We start from the raw sequence: 14,156 nt of genomic DNA on the forward strand, positions 1-14,156 counted from the left end.
TGTAGGATCTGCGGCGTGATGTCGCGGGTCCTGGCCTTAGATCGGCTGGTTCATGAAACTATTTCAAATAGTTTTGAGGGCCTCGGAACTAATCCGGTGAACCGCCACTCAGAGTAACTGAATGGCTGGTGAAGCCTTTCGATGCTCCTATGTTGTGTTAAGTGTTGGCAGATATCTGGACCCCGCCCTAGCGGTCCGGACTTAGACCCCGAACTTCCCCCTCCCCATACGAAGTCCGGGGTTTTTTTTGCCCGCAATTCAGCGTTTGCGGGGGCATCGTGGGGCCGGCGCACCGCCGCTCCCACGCACCCAGCTCGAAAGCACTCACGCCACCGGCTTGTCTTCCAGCTCCATCCAGTCCGCCAGCACGCGGTAAGCCTCTTCCAGGCCCAGGCGCTTGGGCGCCGAGAACAGCTGGATGGTGGTGCTGTCGCCCCAGCCCTTGCGAATTTCCGACTGCACCTTGAGCAGGGTGTTCTTGCCGGCACCGTGGGTCAGCTTGTCGGCCTTGGTCAACAGGATGTGCATGGGCATGCCGCTGGCCTTGGCCCAGTCGAGCATCATCTTGTCGAAGTCGGTCATCGGATGGCGCACGTCCATCATCAGGATCACCCCGCGCAGGCATTCGCGGCTGCCCAGGTAGGCTTCCAGGTGCTTTTGCCAGTGTTGCTTGAGCGGGATCGGCACTTTTGCATAACCGTAGCCCGGCAGGTCGACCAAACGCCGTTCATCGTCCAGACTGAAGAAATTCAACAGCTGGGTGCGGCCTGGGGTCTTGGAAGTCCGCGCCAGGCTGGCATGGGTCAGGGTGTTGAGGGCGCTGGATTTGCCGGCGTTGGAACGGCCGGCGAAGGCCACCTCGTAACCCTGGTCTTCAGGGCATTGTTCGACCTTGGCGGCGCTGAGGGCGAAGGTGGCTTTCTGGCAGAGGCCGAGGATGGGGTTCTTGACTTGCATGGGATATCCGATGTGGGTGTTGCCCGGCACTGGAACGGTTGGCCCAGGCGCGGCAAGCGGTGTCGTTTCCGTTTGGATGACGGAAGTATATAATGCCCCAGTTTTTGTGTGCTCATTCTCCCAGCGAAGGAGAACGGGCATGGGGTGCCGAACAATAGCTCGCGCAACAGAACGCAGCGCGGCCCCCAACCCTGTCAGGTCGTTCCGCATGGCGAAATGGCTGCTTGCTGTCGGTATGTTCCTGCCGTATTTCAGCGCACAGGCTACACAGGATCCCGAGGCGTTGTACAACCGCACGTGTGCGGCCTGTCACGCCGGACAGTTGCCACAGGCCCCAAAACGGGGTGACCGGGCGGCCTGGGAGCCAAGGCTGGCGCAAGGCATGGCGCAACTGGTGGCGCATGTTACACAGGGTTTCAAGGCTATGCCGCCGCGTGGATTGTGCATGGACTGCAGTGCCGAGGACTACCGATTGGTCATCCTTTGGATGAGCGGCAGTCCCGATACATAACATTTCACCCTTAGCCGTGTTGGATTAGCTGATGAACAAACTAGTCGTGAGTCTGCTGTTGACCATGGGTGTCGCGGGTGCGGCCACTGCTGCCGAACCCATCAAAGGCGATGCTGCCGCTGGCCAGGCCAAGACGGCCGTCTGTGGCGCCTGCCACAACCCCGACGGCAACAGCCTGGCGCCGAACTTCCCGAAACTCGCCGGCCAAGGCGAACGTTATCTCGAAAAACAGCTGCACGATATCAAGGCCGGCAAGCGTACCGTGCTGGAAATGACGGGCATGCTCGCCAACTTCAGCGACCAGGACCTGGCCGATATCGCCGCGTACTTCTCCAGCCAGAAAGGCAGTGTCGGCGCAGCCGACCCGAAACTGGTGGAACGAGGCCGCGCGTTGTTCAACGGCGGCGACCTGGAAAAAGGCATGCCCGCCTGTACCGGCTGCCACTCGCCCAACGGCGCAGGGATCGCCCTGGCCGGTTTCCCGCACCTCGGTGGCCAGCACTCGCAGTACGTGACCAAGCAGCTCACTGATTTCCGTGAGGGCAACCGCACCAACGACGGCGACGCCATGACCATGCGCACTATCGCCGGTAAGCTGAGCAACAAGGATATCGAGGCGCTCTCCAGCTACATCCAGGGGTTGCACTGAGGTCAGTCGCCAGGTCCTGGCGTCTGCCTGCCGGCAACAGGGCTTCGCAACCCGCGCGTTAACAATGGGTTAATGATGTGCGACAAAGATGAAAGGGCAGCCCGTGCTGCCCTTTTTTTCGTTCAGGGTCGTACACTACAGAACTCACGCCCTTCCCGGCCTGTCCCAGACAGGTCGCGTCGAGGCGACCAAAGACTGCTCAGGAGTAAAGCATGCGTAAACTGATTCTCAGCGCTGCGCTGGTCGCCGCCAGCGTGTTCGGTATGACCGCCGTACAGGCCGCGGAGCCTGCCACCGCCGGCAAGGAATATATCGAGCTGAGCAACCCCGTCCCCGTGTCCGTGCCGGGCAAGATCGAAGTGGTCGAACTGTTCTGGTACGGCTGCCCGCACTGCTACCACTTTGAACCTGTGATCAACCCGTGGGCCGAGAAGCTGCCCAAGGACGTCAACTTCAAGCGCGTCCCCGCCATGTTCGGCGGCCCGTGGGATGCCCACGGCCAGATGTTCCTGACCCTCGAAGCCATGGGCGTCGAGCACAAGGTGCATGCCGCGGTCTTCGATGCCATCCAGAACCAGCGCAAGCGCCTGACCGACCCGCAAGACATGGCCGACTTCCTGGCTACCCAGGGCGTCGACAAGGACAAGTTCCTTGCCACCTTCAACTCCTTCGCCATCAAGGGCCAGGTCAACCAGGCCAAAGAACTGGCCAAGAAGTACGAAATCACCGGCGTGCCAAGCATGGTGGTCAACGGCAAGTACCGCTTCGACCTGGGCACCGCAGGTGGTCCGGAAGGCGTACTGAACGTTGCCGACCAGTTGATCGACAAGGAGCGCGCCGCTAAGTAAGCGGCGAACCCCATGGCTCGCTTGCGCCCCACCCGTGGCGTCGGCCTGCACCAGCCGCAGGTCAACGAACATCACCTGCAGGCCTCTGGCCTGCCAGAGGATGGTCGCCTGCGGCTGCTCAGTTTCAACATCCAGGTCGGCATCAGCACCGAGCGCTACCGTCATTACCTGACCCGCAGCTGGCAGCACCTGCTGCCGCATACCGGGCGAGCGGGCAACCTGCAGAAGATCGGTGACCTGCTGGGCGATTTCGACCTGGTGGCCCTGCAAGAGGCCGATGGCGGCAGCCTGCGCTCAGGCTACGTCAATCAGGTGGAGCACCTTGCCCAGCTGGGCGCCTTCCCCTACTGGTACCAGCAGCTCAACCGCAACCTCGGGCGTTTCGCCCAGCACAGCAACGGCGTACTCAGCCGCCTGAAGCCCCAGCACCTGGAAGACCACCCGCTGCCCGGCCCGGCCGGTCGCGGCGCGATCCTGGTGCGCTTTGGCGAAGGTGACGACGCGCTGATCGTGGTGATGATGCATCTGGCGCTGGGTGCCAAGACCCGCGCCCGCCAGCTGGCCTACATCCGTGAGCTGATCGGCGGCTACCGTCATCAGATCCTCATGGGTGACATGAACACCCACGCCACCGACCTGCTCGAGCACTCGCCGCTGCGCGATCTGGGCCTGATTGCCCCCCAGGTCGAGGCCACCTTCCCGAGCTGGCGGCCACAGCGCTGCCTCGATCACATCCTGCTCAGCCCGAGCCTCACCCTGGAACGGGTCGAGGTGCTGGCACAACCGATTTCCGATCACCTGCCCGTCGCCGTCGAGATCCGATTGCCTGATGCCCTGACTGTGGATACGCTGCCGGTCCTGAGCTAGGCCTGCGTATGTGATCGGCGCGTTCAAGTGTTGGGGACTTGTGCCGAAATCCAGTCATCACAGGGCTAGATGCCATCACCCTTTGCGGATTCAGGCATGAGCGAAGAAGCCGAGCGCTGGAAAGAAAAATACCTTAAAAGCATCGAACAGCAGGAAAAGCTCGAGCGGCGTTGGGACGCCCGGCTCGACCTGTTGCGTCGTGGCCTGGTGCGCAGCACCCTGGCAGCTGAAGGTAGCGACAAGATCGTCGACCAGTGCATGAAGGAAATGCGCGAAGTCATCCGCAGCGACAATATGGACGCCGGGCTCGCCGGGTTGATCCCACGCCTGGAAAAGGCCGTGCTCGATTCCGAGCAGCGTCGGGAAACCCGCATGAACCAGGTCAGCGACGCGTTGACAGCACTGGTCAATCAGTTGCAGGCCTTGCCGCTGCCGGGTGAAGTGTCGCGGCCCCTGAAGAAACTGGCGAAAAAGCTCGACGGTGGCGTCAGCCAGTCCCGTGAACTGCCGCCCCTGCTGGGTGAGCTCAGTGGTCTGCAAGGGCGAGCCTTGAGTGCCGTGCAAAAGCCGGACGACGAGGCCCGTCCGGGTTTGCTGCAGCGCCTGTTCGGTGGGCGCGATGAAGCGCAGGGTGAGCTGCAGCCTGCGCCACAACCTGCTCAGCCTGAGGAAAGCGCGAGCCTGGTTGCCGAGCCGGATACGCAACCGCAGGATGCCGACGAGCTCCACCCGCTTGCGGCCAGCGTACCCGCCCCACCGCAGCAGCCGATAATAGAGCCGTCGGGCCCGGTACTGGTCGAAGCCGTTGAAGCCGTTTTCGCGGCGCCACGGCCGCAGGCCGAGCCTGAGCCTCAAGCCGAGCCTGAGCCTGAACCCGAGACGCAGATCATCGAGCAGCAGGCGGCCGAGCCTGCGCCATTACCTGCCGAGGTTGTGCCCGAAGTCGCCCAGCCATCACCTGTAAAGACACTCGAAGAGCTGGTCGGCGAAGACGGCCCATATGCCCTGCCCGACGCCGTCGAGCCGCCTTACAGCCAGGTGGCCGCCCATATCGAGCAGACCTTGATCGGCCTGCTCGACGACCTCAGCCTGCCCGAGCGCCACAAGGCTCAGGCCCTGGAGATGCGCGAGCGGGTGGCGCGCGGCCTCAACTGGTATGAACTGATCCCGGTGCTGGATGACCTGGCAGTACTGATGCTGGCCATTACCGACAGCGGCCAGCACGAGTTCGAAGCCTACCTGCAGCAGCTCAACGAACGCCTGGAAAGCTTCCAGAGCCATCTGCACGAAGCCAGTACCGGCCATGCCGACAACAGCTCCGCCGCACGCGAGCTGGACAGCCAGCTGCGCGAGCAGGTCGACGGCCTGCAGAGCAGCGTGCAGGGTGCTGCCGATGTCGACAGCCTCAAGCACATCCTGGAAGGCCGCCTGGAAGGGTTGCTGCTGACCATGGACGACCACCAGCACGAGCGTGACCGCCGCGAGCAGGAGCTGGCCGGCCGCCTGCATGGCTTGGCCGAGCGTGTGGCGAGCATGGAGCAGGAGGCCCTGGGTTACCGCGAGCACCTTGAAGAGCAGCGGCAGAAAGCGATGATCGACCCGCTGACCGGCCTGCCCAATCGCGCGGCCTGGTCCGAGCGGGTTGAACAGGAAGTGCTCGACTGGCATGAAAACGGCGGCCACCTGGCGATGGCCATCCTCGACCTCGATCACTTCAAGCGCATCAATGATGGCTATGGCCACCTGGCGGGCGACAAAGTGCTGAAGATCGTCGCCGACCAGCTGCGCAAACGCCTGCGTGGTCGCGACTTCATCGCCCGCTTCGGCGGTGAGGAATTCGTTTTGCTGCTGCCGCAAACCTCACCGCCCGCCGCAGTGCAGGTTGCCGAAGCACTGCGTGGGGCTATCGAAGCCTGCCCGTTCCACTTCAAGGGCGAGCGGGTGGTGATCACCACGTCCATCGGCCTCAGCGCCTTCCGCCCCGGCGAGCGTGGCGACCAGGTGCTCAAGCGCGCGGACGAAGCCTTGTATCGGGCCAAGGACAAAGGGCGCAATCGCGTCGAGCAGGCATAAATAGATACCGCTTGCGTCACTACGGGGTCATCGACACTGCGGGCGAGCGCTGGTTTTCAGCGCATTGCCAACAGTTCGATCAAACCCGGAGTGAATAAATGAAGATGACCCAGTGGATCATGCCAGTGCTGCTGAGCCTGATGTTCCAGGCAAACGCCATGGCCAAGGATGTGGTGCTGACCGCGCATGTGGCTGCCGATGGCAGTGTCCTGCGCCAATGGCCGGAGTGGATCAGCAAGGTCGAGCGCCAATCGCAACCCGACTATTTCACGCAATATAAGCTTAAGTTCAATCCGCGTATCGTCCATCAGGACCCGGGCTACTGTTCGGTGCAGCCAATCGATGCCAGCAGCCATGACAGCCTGATGCATGGGCAGGCCAAGGTCATCGGCAAGCCGCTGGCGGAACAGGTGACGGTCATGACCCAACTCGTGGACAAGAAAGGTCCGAGCGGGGACAACTCGCTGGAGTTCCTGGTTATGTGCACTCGCTGAAAGGATCACTAACGCCAGGGCGGCAGCACGTTATACTGTAGCGCTGTTGTCGCCTACTCAATGACGTGCCCCCTGCAATGAAAAAGCTCTTCACCGCCCTGCTTCTGCTGGCCCTGGCCGGTTGTTCCAGCGGCCTGCGCATCGACCGCAGCCACCCCTCGGTCAACCAGGACAGCCGCATCCAGTTCGTCGTCGTGCATTACACCAACGCTTCGCTGGAGCGCTCGCTGGCGTTGTTGACCCACGGCGAGGTCAGCAGCCACTACCTGATCGGCGATGGCCCGGCCACGGTCTACCAACTGGTCGACGAAAACCGTCGCGCCTGGCATGCCGGCGACAGCCAGTGGCAGGGCCGCACCTGGCTCAACTCCAGCTCCATCGGCATCGAGATCGTCAACCCGGGTTACACCGACACGCCGGCTGGCCGGGTCTGGCACCCTTACAGCGAAGCCCAGGTGCAGGCGCTGATCGCCCTGCTCAAGGACATCGTCAAGCGTAACAACATCGACCCACGCCATATCATCGGTCACAGCGACATCGCCCCCCTGCGCAAGCTAGACCCCGGGCCGCTGTTCCCCTGGAAGCGCCTGGCCGATGCCGGGCTAAGCATCTGGCCGGACGCCGCGTCGGTGGCACGCCAACAGGCCTACTTCGACGCCAACCCGCCGACCGTCGCCTGGTACCAGCAGCAACTGGCGCGTTTCGGCTACGCCATCGACCAGACCGGCGAGCTTGATGTGGCCACGCGCCACGTCATCGCGGCGTTCCAGATGCGCTTCCGCCCGCAGCGTTTCGACGGCCTGCCGGATGCGCAGACTGCCGCCATGCTCCAGGTGCTCAACCGCAAACGTTGAACCTTGTAGGGGCTGCTTCGCGGCGCCGTCTTCCGAACGGCAAAGCTGGCTAGTCATTCAGTTGCTATACCTTTGGTATTCAACTGGATGCCGCGCATGCCTGCCCCTAACGCCTCAGTGCGTCAATTTTTTCACCACCCCTGGCTGCTCGCGGTGCTCGCGGCCTTGGGCAGCGCTGCGCTGCTGTTGGCCGCCAGTGTCGGTGTGACCCTGCAGCAGATGAAGGACAGTGAAAGCGCCCAGATGAATGCCCGTGGCGAGCGCTTTCTCGAACGGCTGGAGCAGGTGTTCGGCCAGTTGCGTGAAGGGGTCGACCAATTGCAGTCGCAACCCCTGCGCGGCTGTGGCCCGCCCATGCAGGCCCTGCTGCAGCAGGTGGCGCTGAAGTCGCGGTTCATCTACGAGGCGGCCTATGCCGATGGCCAGTCGGCCTGCTCCAACCGCGGCGGCGAGCGGGTCATCGAGCCCTTGCGAGCGCCGGACATAGAAGGGCCGACCTACAGCTATTGGCTCAACACCACCACCGAACCCAATGAAAACCTGGCTGCCCTGATGCTGGGCCGTGGCAATTTCCTGGTGTCGACCTCGCGCGGGCATCTGAGCGATGTGGTCGACCTGCCGCCGGGCGGCAGCCTGCTGGTGGTGCTTGACCGCGGCAACCGCGCGATCCCGGTGCTCGGCCCGCCGCAGGCCTGGCCGCCCACGGCGGACTGGCCGCCGCCGTCGCACAAGTCGCTGCTGGAGCTGCATGATCGGCTGGTCTATCGCATGGCCACCAAGTCGCCCGACTACCAGTTGGTGCTGATCGCCCCGCGGGCCAGCCTGCCGCTGAAACTCAACGGGCTGCTCTGGCTGCTGTTCCCGGGCAGCCTGGTGCTGGCCTGCTGCATCGGCTGGCTGGTGCTGCAACTGATCCAGCAGCGCCGCTCGATGAGCTCCGAGCTGCAGCAGGCCCTGCGCCGGGGCGAGCTGCAGGTGCTGTACCAGCCGATCATCGAACTGGACAGCCGCCGCTGCGTGGGGGCCGAGGCGTTGATACGCTGGCGCCGCCCGGACGGCAGCCTGACCAGCCCGGAGCTGTTCATCCCGCTGGCGGAAAATACCGGGCAGATCCGCCAGATCACCGATTTTGTCCTGCAGCGGGTGCTTGAACAGCTCGGCCAACTGCTGCGCGCCAACCGCCACCTGTACATCTCGGTGAACCTGGCGGCCTGTGATGTCATGGAACCGCGCATCGGCCGGGTTGCCGCGCGGCTGCTGGCGCAGCATCGGGTGGCCGCCAGCCAGATCGCCTTCGAGGTGACCGAGCGCGGGTTGATCGACGTCGTGGTGGCCCGGGACAACCTTCAGGCTTTGCGCACGGAAGGCCATCAGGTGCTGATCGATGATTTCGGTACCGGCTATTGCAGCCTGGCCTATTTGCAGACCCTGCCGGTGGACTGCCTGAAAATCGACAAGGCGTTCATCGACGCCCTTGGCCACGACGCCGCCAGCAGTGGCGTGGCCCCGCACATCATTCGCATGGCCCACGACCTGCACCTGCGGGTGATCGCCGAGGGTATCGAGTGCGAGGACCAGGCGCAGTTCCTCAGCAGCGAAGGGGTCAACTACGGCCAGGGCTGGCTGTTCGCCCACCCGCTCAACGCCCGCCAGTTCGCCGAGTTGATCACCCGCGGGCGGCGGGTGGCGGGGCGGCGGATCGATGATGAGCCTTGAGCGTTTTGCTGCCCTTGGGGCCCTCATCGCCGGCAAGCCGGCTCCCACAGGGGCTGCGGTGATCCTTGGGAGCCGGCTTGCCGGCGATGAAGGCGGTGAGCCAAGCCCGAGCGTCCAGGCTGGCGGTGCACTCAAACCGGCAACGCCATGTAGAACTGTGTCCCCTGCCCTGGCCGTGAGAACACCCCCATGCGCCCGCCATGCAACTGCACGATCTCCTTGCACAGCGCCAAGCCCAGGCCGGCCCCGCCTTTCTTGCGCCCGACCTGCACGAACGGCTCGAAGATCCGCCCCTGCTGGCCATAGGCGATGCCTTCGCCGTTGTCCTCGACGCTGACGATCACCCGCTCCGCGTGCCGCCGTGCATGCAGGCGGATATGCCCGCCGCTGGCGGTATGGCGGATGGCGTTGTGCAGCAGGTTGTCCAGCACCCGGTCGAGCTGGGCGATATCGGCCTGGATCCGCGGCAGCGGCGGTTCCAGTTCGCGAATCAGCTCGATCTGTTTTGCCGCAGCCTGCTCGGCAAAGCGGGCCTGGGCCCGTTCGAACAGGTCGTCGAGTGCGCAGGGCGCCAGTTCCAGCTTTTGCAGGCCGCTCTGGTAGCGGGAAAAGTTGAGCAGGTCGTTGATCAGTTGGGTGAGGCGCTGCATCTCCTCGCCGATGGTTTCAAGCAGGTCATGCTCACGGGCTTCGGCCGGGAAGCTGACCCGCTCGCGCAGCAGACCGAAGGCCATGTGCATGCCGGTGACCGGGGTGCGCAGTTCGTGGGAGGCGCGCAACACGAATTCGCTGCGTACCCGCTCGAAGGCGCGCTGTTCGGTGACATCGTGCAGCACCATCACCGCGCCGAGGATCGGCCCTTGTGGGTGGCTGACCGGGGTCAGGCTGTAGGTCAGCAGGCGGCTTTCTTCGTCCACCTCCAGGCTCAGGTCGTCGGGCGGGCGATCCAGGCTGCCGCCGCGCAGCACCTGGCGCAGTTGCTGCTCCAGTTCCGGGCGTTGCAGCGCTTCGGCCAGGCTCGCGCCCAGGCGGTCGCGGTCCCAGCCCAACTGGCGCTGGGCCACCGGGTTGAAGTGCTCCAGGCGGCCCTGGCGGTCGATGATCAGCAGGCCGTCGTCGATGCTGTCGAGCACCGCTTGCAGGCGCTGCTGGCCCGCGAGCAGTTCATCGACGTTGGTCGCCTGATGCTTGCGCAGGGCATCGGCCATCAGCCCGAAGCGCCGGGTCAGCTGGTTCAGCTCGGTGGCCTGGGTGACGGGCAGGGTCACGTCGAAGTTGCCCTGTCCCAGCTGGTCGGCCGCTTCGGCCAGCGCCTCGATGGGCTGGCCGAAGCGCCGAGCAATGTTATGCGCGGTGATGAAACCCAGCACCAGCACGGCCAGGCCCATCAGGCCAAGCAGGCCGCTGATCAGCAAGGCACGGTCGCGGGAGGTTTCCTCACTGCGGGTGATGTGCTGCAACGCCTGCTCGTGTGAGTCGAGCAGGTCGTTGCGCAACTGGCTGAAGGCCGCCCCCAGGGGTTGCTCGGCCCCCAGGCTGCGCCAGGGGGCCGGGCTCTCCCGGTAGGCCTGGAGGAAGGCCTGGTAATGGCTGGCGGCTTTGCTGAAACCGGTCCGTTCGCCGCCCTGCTCCAGCCCTTGGGTGAGCAGGGCCTGGAACTCGCTCTGCAAGCTGGCCAGGCTTTGCGCGGTGGTGTCCTCGTCGAGCATCAGGGTCAGTTGCTCGCCCAGGTTCTGCCGCAGCTTCAGCCCCAGTTCCAGGGTGTGGGAGGTGTCCTGCACCAGGCGCTGCTGCATGGTTGCCATCTGCAGCACACTGACCAGCCCCAGCAGCAGCCCCAGCAGGGCCACCGTGACCAGCGCCGAAATGCTCAGGAACAGCCGCGTGCGCAGCTTCATTGGCGTTTTCACAGGTTGAACTGCTTGCGCTTGCGGTACAGCGTGGAGGCATCGATGCCCAGGGTCTTGGCGGCCTGGTCGAGGGTGTCGCTGGCCGCCAGCACTGCCGCGATATGGGCGCGCTCCAGTTCGTCCAGGCTCAGTGCGGCGCCGACCCTGGGCGCGTTGCCGGTGGGCTGCTCGCCCATGCCCAGGTGGCTGATTTCCACGCGCTCCTGCGGGCAGATGATGCTGGCGCGCTCGACCACGTTGCGCAACTCACGGATGTTGCCTGGCCAGCGATAGTTGAGCAGTGCGGTGCGGGCTTCGTCGCTGAAACCACGGGCTGGGCGTGAATATTCTTTGACGAAGCGGGCGAGGAAGCGCTCGGCCAGGGTCAGGATGTCGTCGCTGCGCTCACGCAGCGGTGGCAGGTGCAAGGTGATCACGTTCAGGCGATAGAGCAGGTCTTCACGGAAACGGTTCTCGCGGACCATCTCGTCCAGGTTGAGGTTAGTCGCCGCCAGGATGCGCACATCGGCACGGCGGGTGACCGGGTCGCCGACCCGTTCGTATTCCTTGTCCTGGATGAAACGCAACAGTTTCGGCTGCAACGTGAGGGGAAAATCGCCGATCTCGTCGAGGAACAAGGTGCCGCCGTCAGCCTGGCTGACTCGCCCAAGGGTGCTTTCGCTGGCGCCGGTGAAGGCGCCCCGGGTGTGGCCGAACAGCTCGCTCTCCATCAGCTCGGCATTCAGCGATGGGCAGTTGATGGTCACGCAGGCCTTGCGCGCGCGCTTGCTCCAGCCATGGATGGCGCGGGCCAGCTCGCCCTTGCCGGTGCCCGACTCGCCGAGGATGAGGATGTTGGCGTCGGTGGTCGCCACCTGCCGGGCGGTTTCCAGTACGGCCATCATGGCCGGGCTGTGGGAGTCGAGGCCGTCCTTGGGTTTGCGCAGCTCGCCCTCCAGGGCTTCCAGGCGCGCCGACAGCTGGCGCACTTCCAGTTGCTTGGCGGTAGCCAGGCGCAGTTGGTCAGGGCTGCAGGGTTTGACCAGGTAGTCGGCGGCGCCGGCCTGGATCGCGTCCACTGCGGTATCGATCGCCGAATGGGCAGTGACGATCACCACGCGCATCCAGGGGGCCTGGACGCGCATCTGCGCCAGCACATCGAGGCCGTTGTCCTCGCCCAGGCGCAAATCGAGGAAGCACAGGTCGAACACCTGGCGCTGCAGCAGGGCCTCGGCCTGGGCGGCACTGTTGGCGGTGGCCACGCTATAGCCCTCGTCCTCGAGGCAGTAGCGGAAGGTACGCAGGATGGCGGACTCATCGTCCACCAGCAGAATGCGGCCTTGGTTGTCCTGGGCTGATTCCATTTTCCTGCGCTCCTTTGGGATAGATCTCAATTAGTGTCGGAAAAATCGGGCAAGTTGCATGGTCGATTCTGATTGATCCGACACCCTGCATGCTAGCTGGTTGCCTCCATAGTGGCTAAGTGACTGATAAATTTGAAATTAGATGTAAGGAAGTGGCCATCATGGAGGTTGTGCGGAGCCCTGGTGGATGACACCCACCCCAAAAAGCGGGCCAGGTGCGAGGGTCAATCGTGCAAATCGCCCGACGCGTTTGCCGGTCATCGTGCAGGATACGCCCTACTCGATTTCCTAGTTTTTTATAACTCTTTGATTTTATTGGTTTTCTTGGCTGAAAAAGACTGGCACGCGAGCTGCAAATACCTGTTCAGGTTTCAAGAACAAGTACAGCAGGAGGAGCCGGCATGAATCACCCATCCACCAACCGCACGCAGTACGCCGTACTGCCCCTGCGCCAGTTGCTGTTCCTCGGCGCGGCCTTGCTGATCACCCTGGCAGCCGGCCAGTTCTACTACAGCTGGCAGACCGCCCGCCTGGCCGACCAGGTGGCGGCGCAGACCCTGGTGCTGACGCAGCTCAAGGCGAGCCGTGTGAGCACCCAGGTGGCGGCGGTGGCGCCGTTGCCGGTGGGTGACACCACCCCTGCACGGGTCGAGAACGTCCAACCCGAGCAACGCTGGGTGTTCTAGACCACCAACGATTTTGCACACGAAAGGAGAAACATCATGCTGAGCTGGGCTATCACCTTCCTGATCATCGCCATTGTCGCCGCGGTCCTGGGCTTCGGTGGTATCGCTGGCGCGGCGACCGGCATCGCGAAGATCCTGTTCATCGTCTTCCTGGTGCTGTTCGTGGCTTCTTTCTTCTTCGGACGAGGCAGGGGTTGAACCATGAGGCGGATGCTTTGCCACGCCTTGGCTGGCGCCCTGCTTGCGGGCGCCGGCAGCCTGGCGCTGGCGGCCAATGACGGCCAGGTCCGGGCCAACCAGTTGTTAGGCTCGGACCCCGAATACCAGGAAACCTGGCAGCACACGATCAAGGGCGAGGAACGTTTGCCCGAATGGGTGATCAACCTCACCGGCAGCGCCCCGCTGCAGATGTCGGCGGTCACCGAGGACGGCCAGCAGTATCTGGTCGGCCCCTTGTGCGAGGCCGACAGCACCTGCACCTACAAGCGCCTGATCGTGGCGTTCAGCTGGGACAAGGACAATGCCTACGGGATGCTCGTGGAAGTACCCGAAGGCCTGCCCTCGGACAAGTCGCCCACCCGCCATGCGGACTATCGCTGGCTGGGCAAACCTGACGACGGCATGAAAGCCTTGCTGCAGGAGCAGCTCAAGCGCGACCCGAACTGGTACTGAGCCATTTGAGGCCTGCGGGTACGCACTGTCACGAAATAGAAGCTGAACCTTTCTATCTTTCTGGCTTCTATGATGCGCCGCCCCGAGGAGGGGCAGCGCATGACCAGGGGGCCGGGCTGTTCTGATTGATGCAGGATCGGAGTGGCCTAGGGGTACAGGGAGTACCTCCGCAAGGGCCGGGTCAGGCGAAGGTGGCATCGGAAGTTTCAGGTCGGTCATGGTCTACAGAGATCAGAGACCGATCTGGCTTCCGAGGTGCCTTTATGTAGGACTCATTCCTTATATGTACGTCTTTTCACCAAAGACACATTTTGTCTTGACCGTACATCGAAATTTTTTAGCCTGACTGACAGCTCAGGTTCAGTGGCATTTCAGCCATTCGGATTGTCGAACACGCCATTCAAACCCCCGTACTCGCGCCGTCAAATCTGCCGAATTATGGCGCTTTGGTCTTGTTCGGAAATCCGAACGTTGAAAATCAAGGGCTTGGCGATGCTCGATTTCATGTTTCGGTCTCATGCCGATTCGGCATGGGGTACTCGTTTCCGGCATTAGACTGCCCCCCTTCCCGTCGCA

14 protein-coding genes are annotated in these 14,156 nt (G+C 63.5%); 11 read left to right on the forward strand and 3 right to left on the reverse strand.

Translation table 11 applies throughout. The annotated features are described in order from the left end of the window. Window positions 1-324: 324 nt before the first annotated feature. The gene (gene yihA / locus EJA05_RS00410; RefSeq protein WP_125462081.1) at window positions 325-957 is read right to left on the reverse strand and encodes a ribosome biogenesis GTP-binding protein YihA/YsxC; all 633 of its coding nucleotides are present in this window, start codon (window positions 955-957) and stop codon (window positions 325-327) included. Window positions 958-1,165: 208 nt separating this feature from the next. Here yihA and EJA05_RS00415 point away from each other — a divergent pair, with 208 nt between their 5' ends. The 8 genes from EJA05_RS00415 (at window position 1,166) to EJA05_RS00450 (ending at window position 8,969) form a co-directional block, all read left to right on the forward strand. After that, window positions 1,166-1,468, forward strand: coding sequence for a c-type cytochrome (locus tag EJA05_RS00415; protein ID WP_110995057.1), 303 nt, complete (start codon window positions 1,166-1,168; stop codon window positions 1,466-1,468). Between the two features lie 31 nt (window positions 1,469-1,499). After that, on the forward strand, window positions 1,500-2,117 hold the full coding sequence (locus tag EJA05_RS00420) for a c-type cytochrome (RefSeq protein WP_110995021.1): 618 nt from the start codon (window positions 1,500-1,502) through the stop codon (window positions 2,115-2,117). A gap of 212 nt (window positions 2,118-2,329) precedes the next feature. Next, window positions 2,330-2,965: a thiol:disulfide interchange protein DsbA gene (dsbA, locus tag EJA05_RS00425; RefSeq protein WP_110995022.1), complete on the forward strand. Its 636-nt coding sequence runs from the start codon at window positions 2,330-2,332 to the stop codon at window positions 2,963-2,965. 12 nt (window positions 2,966-2,977) lie between these two features. After that, window positions 2,978-3,832, forward strand: a complete 855-nt coding sequence (locus tag EJA05_RS00430; protein ID WP_110995023.1) for an endonuclease/exonuclease/phosphatase family protein — start codon at window positions 2,978-2,980, stop codon at window positions 3,830-3,832. 96 nt (window positions 3,833-3,928) lie between these two features. Further along, entirely contained in the window at window positions 3,929-5,905 is a 1,977-nt protein-coding gene (locus EJA05_RS00435; protein ID WP_125857021.1) for a GGDEF domain-containing protein, read from the forward strand. Between the two features lie 98 nt (window positions 5,906-6,003). Next, window positions 6,004-6,399, forward strand: coding sequence for a hypothetical protein (locus tag EJA05_RS00440; RefSeq protein WP_125857022.1), 396 nt, complete (start codon window positions 6,004-6,006; stop codon window positions 6,397-6,399). A gap of 77 nt (window positions 6,400-6,476) precedes the next feature. Next, window positions 6,477-7,253 (forward strand): N-acetylmuramoyl-L-alanine amidase, encoded by a 777-nt coding sequence (locus EJA05_RS00445; protein WP_125857023.1) that lies wholly within the window; start codon window positions 6,477-6,479, stop codon window positions 7,251-7,253. Between the two features lie 96 nt (window positions 7,254-7,349). Beyond that, a complete protein-coding gene (locus EJA05_RS00450; RefSeq protein WP_125857024.1) occupies window positions 7,350-8,969 on the forward strand; it encodes an EAL domain-containing protein in 1,620 nt (539 codons plus the stop codon). A 131-nt stretch (window positions 8,970-9,100) separates the two neighbouring features. On the opposite strand, the gene EJA05_RS00455 is transcribed toward EJA05_RS00450, so the two are convergent. Continuing rightward, on the reverse strand, window positions 9,101-10,867 hold the full coding sequence (locus EJA05_RS00455) for a KinB sensor domain-containing domain (RefSeq protein WP_407692090.1): 1,767 nt from the start codon (window positions 10,865-10,867) through the stop codon (window positions 9,101-9,103). Between the two features lie 8 nt (window positions 10,868-10,875). Further along, window positions 10,876-12,222, reverse strand: a complete 1,347-nt coding sequence (gene algB, locus EJA05_RS00460; RefSeq protein ID WP_125462088.1) for a sigma-54-dependent response regulator transcription factor AlgB — start codon at window positions 12,220-12,222, stop codon at window positions 10,876-10,878. A gap of 401 nt (window positions 12,223-12,623) precedes the next feature. Here algB and EJA05_RS00465 point away from each other — a divergent pair, with 401 nt between their 5' ends. From EJA05_RS00465 to EJA05_RS00475, 3 genes are read left to right on the forward strand one after another with little or no spacing between them, the layout of a single operon-like run. Then, a complete protein-coding gene (locus EJA05_RS00465; RefSeq protein ID WP_125462089.1) occupies window positions 12,624-12,908 on the forward strand; it encodes a hypothetical protein in 285 nt (94 codons plus the stop codon). Window positions 12,909-12,944: 36 nt separating this feature from the next. Continuing rightward, window positions 12,945-13,106: a DUF1328 domain-containing protein gene (locus tag EJA05_RS00470; RefSeq protein WP_003252966.1), complete on the forward strand. Its 162-nt coding sequence runs from the start codon at window positions 12,945-12,947 to the stop codon at window positions 13,104-13,106. A gap of 3 nt (window positions 13,107-13,109) precedes the next feature. Continuing rightward, the gene (locus EJA05_RS00475; RefSeq protein WP_125857026.1) at window positions 13,110-13,580 is read left to right on the forward strand and encodes an inhibitor of vertebrate lysozyme family protein; all 471 of its coding nucleotides are present in this window, start codon (window positions 13,110-13,112) and stop codon (window positions 13,578-13,580) included. Window positions 13,581-14,156 lie beyond the last annotated feature (576 nt).

Source organism: Pseudomonas oryziphila, from assembly GCF_003940825.1.
Taxonomy (GTDB): Bacteria; Pseudomonadota; Gammaproteobacteria; order Pseudomonadales; family Pseudomonadaceae; genus Aquipseudomonas; species Aquipseudomonas sichuanensis.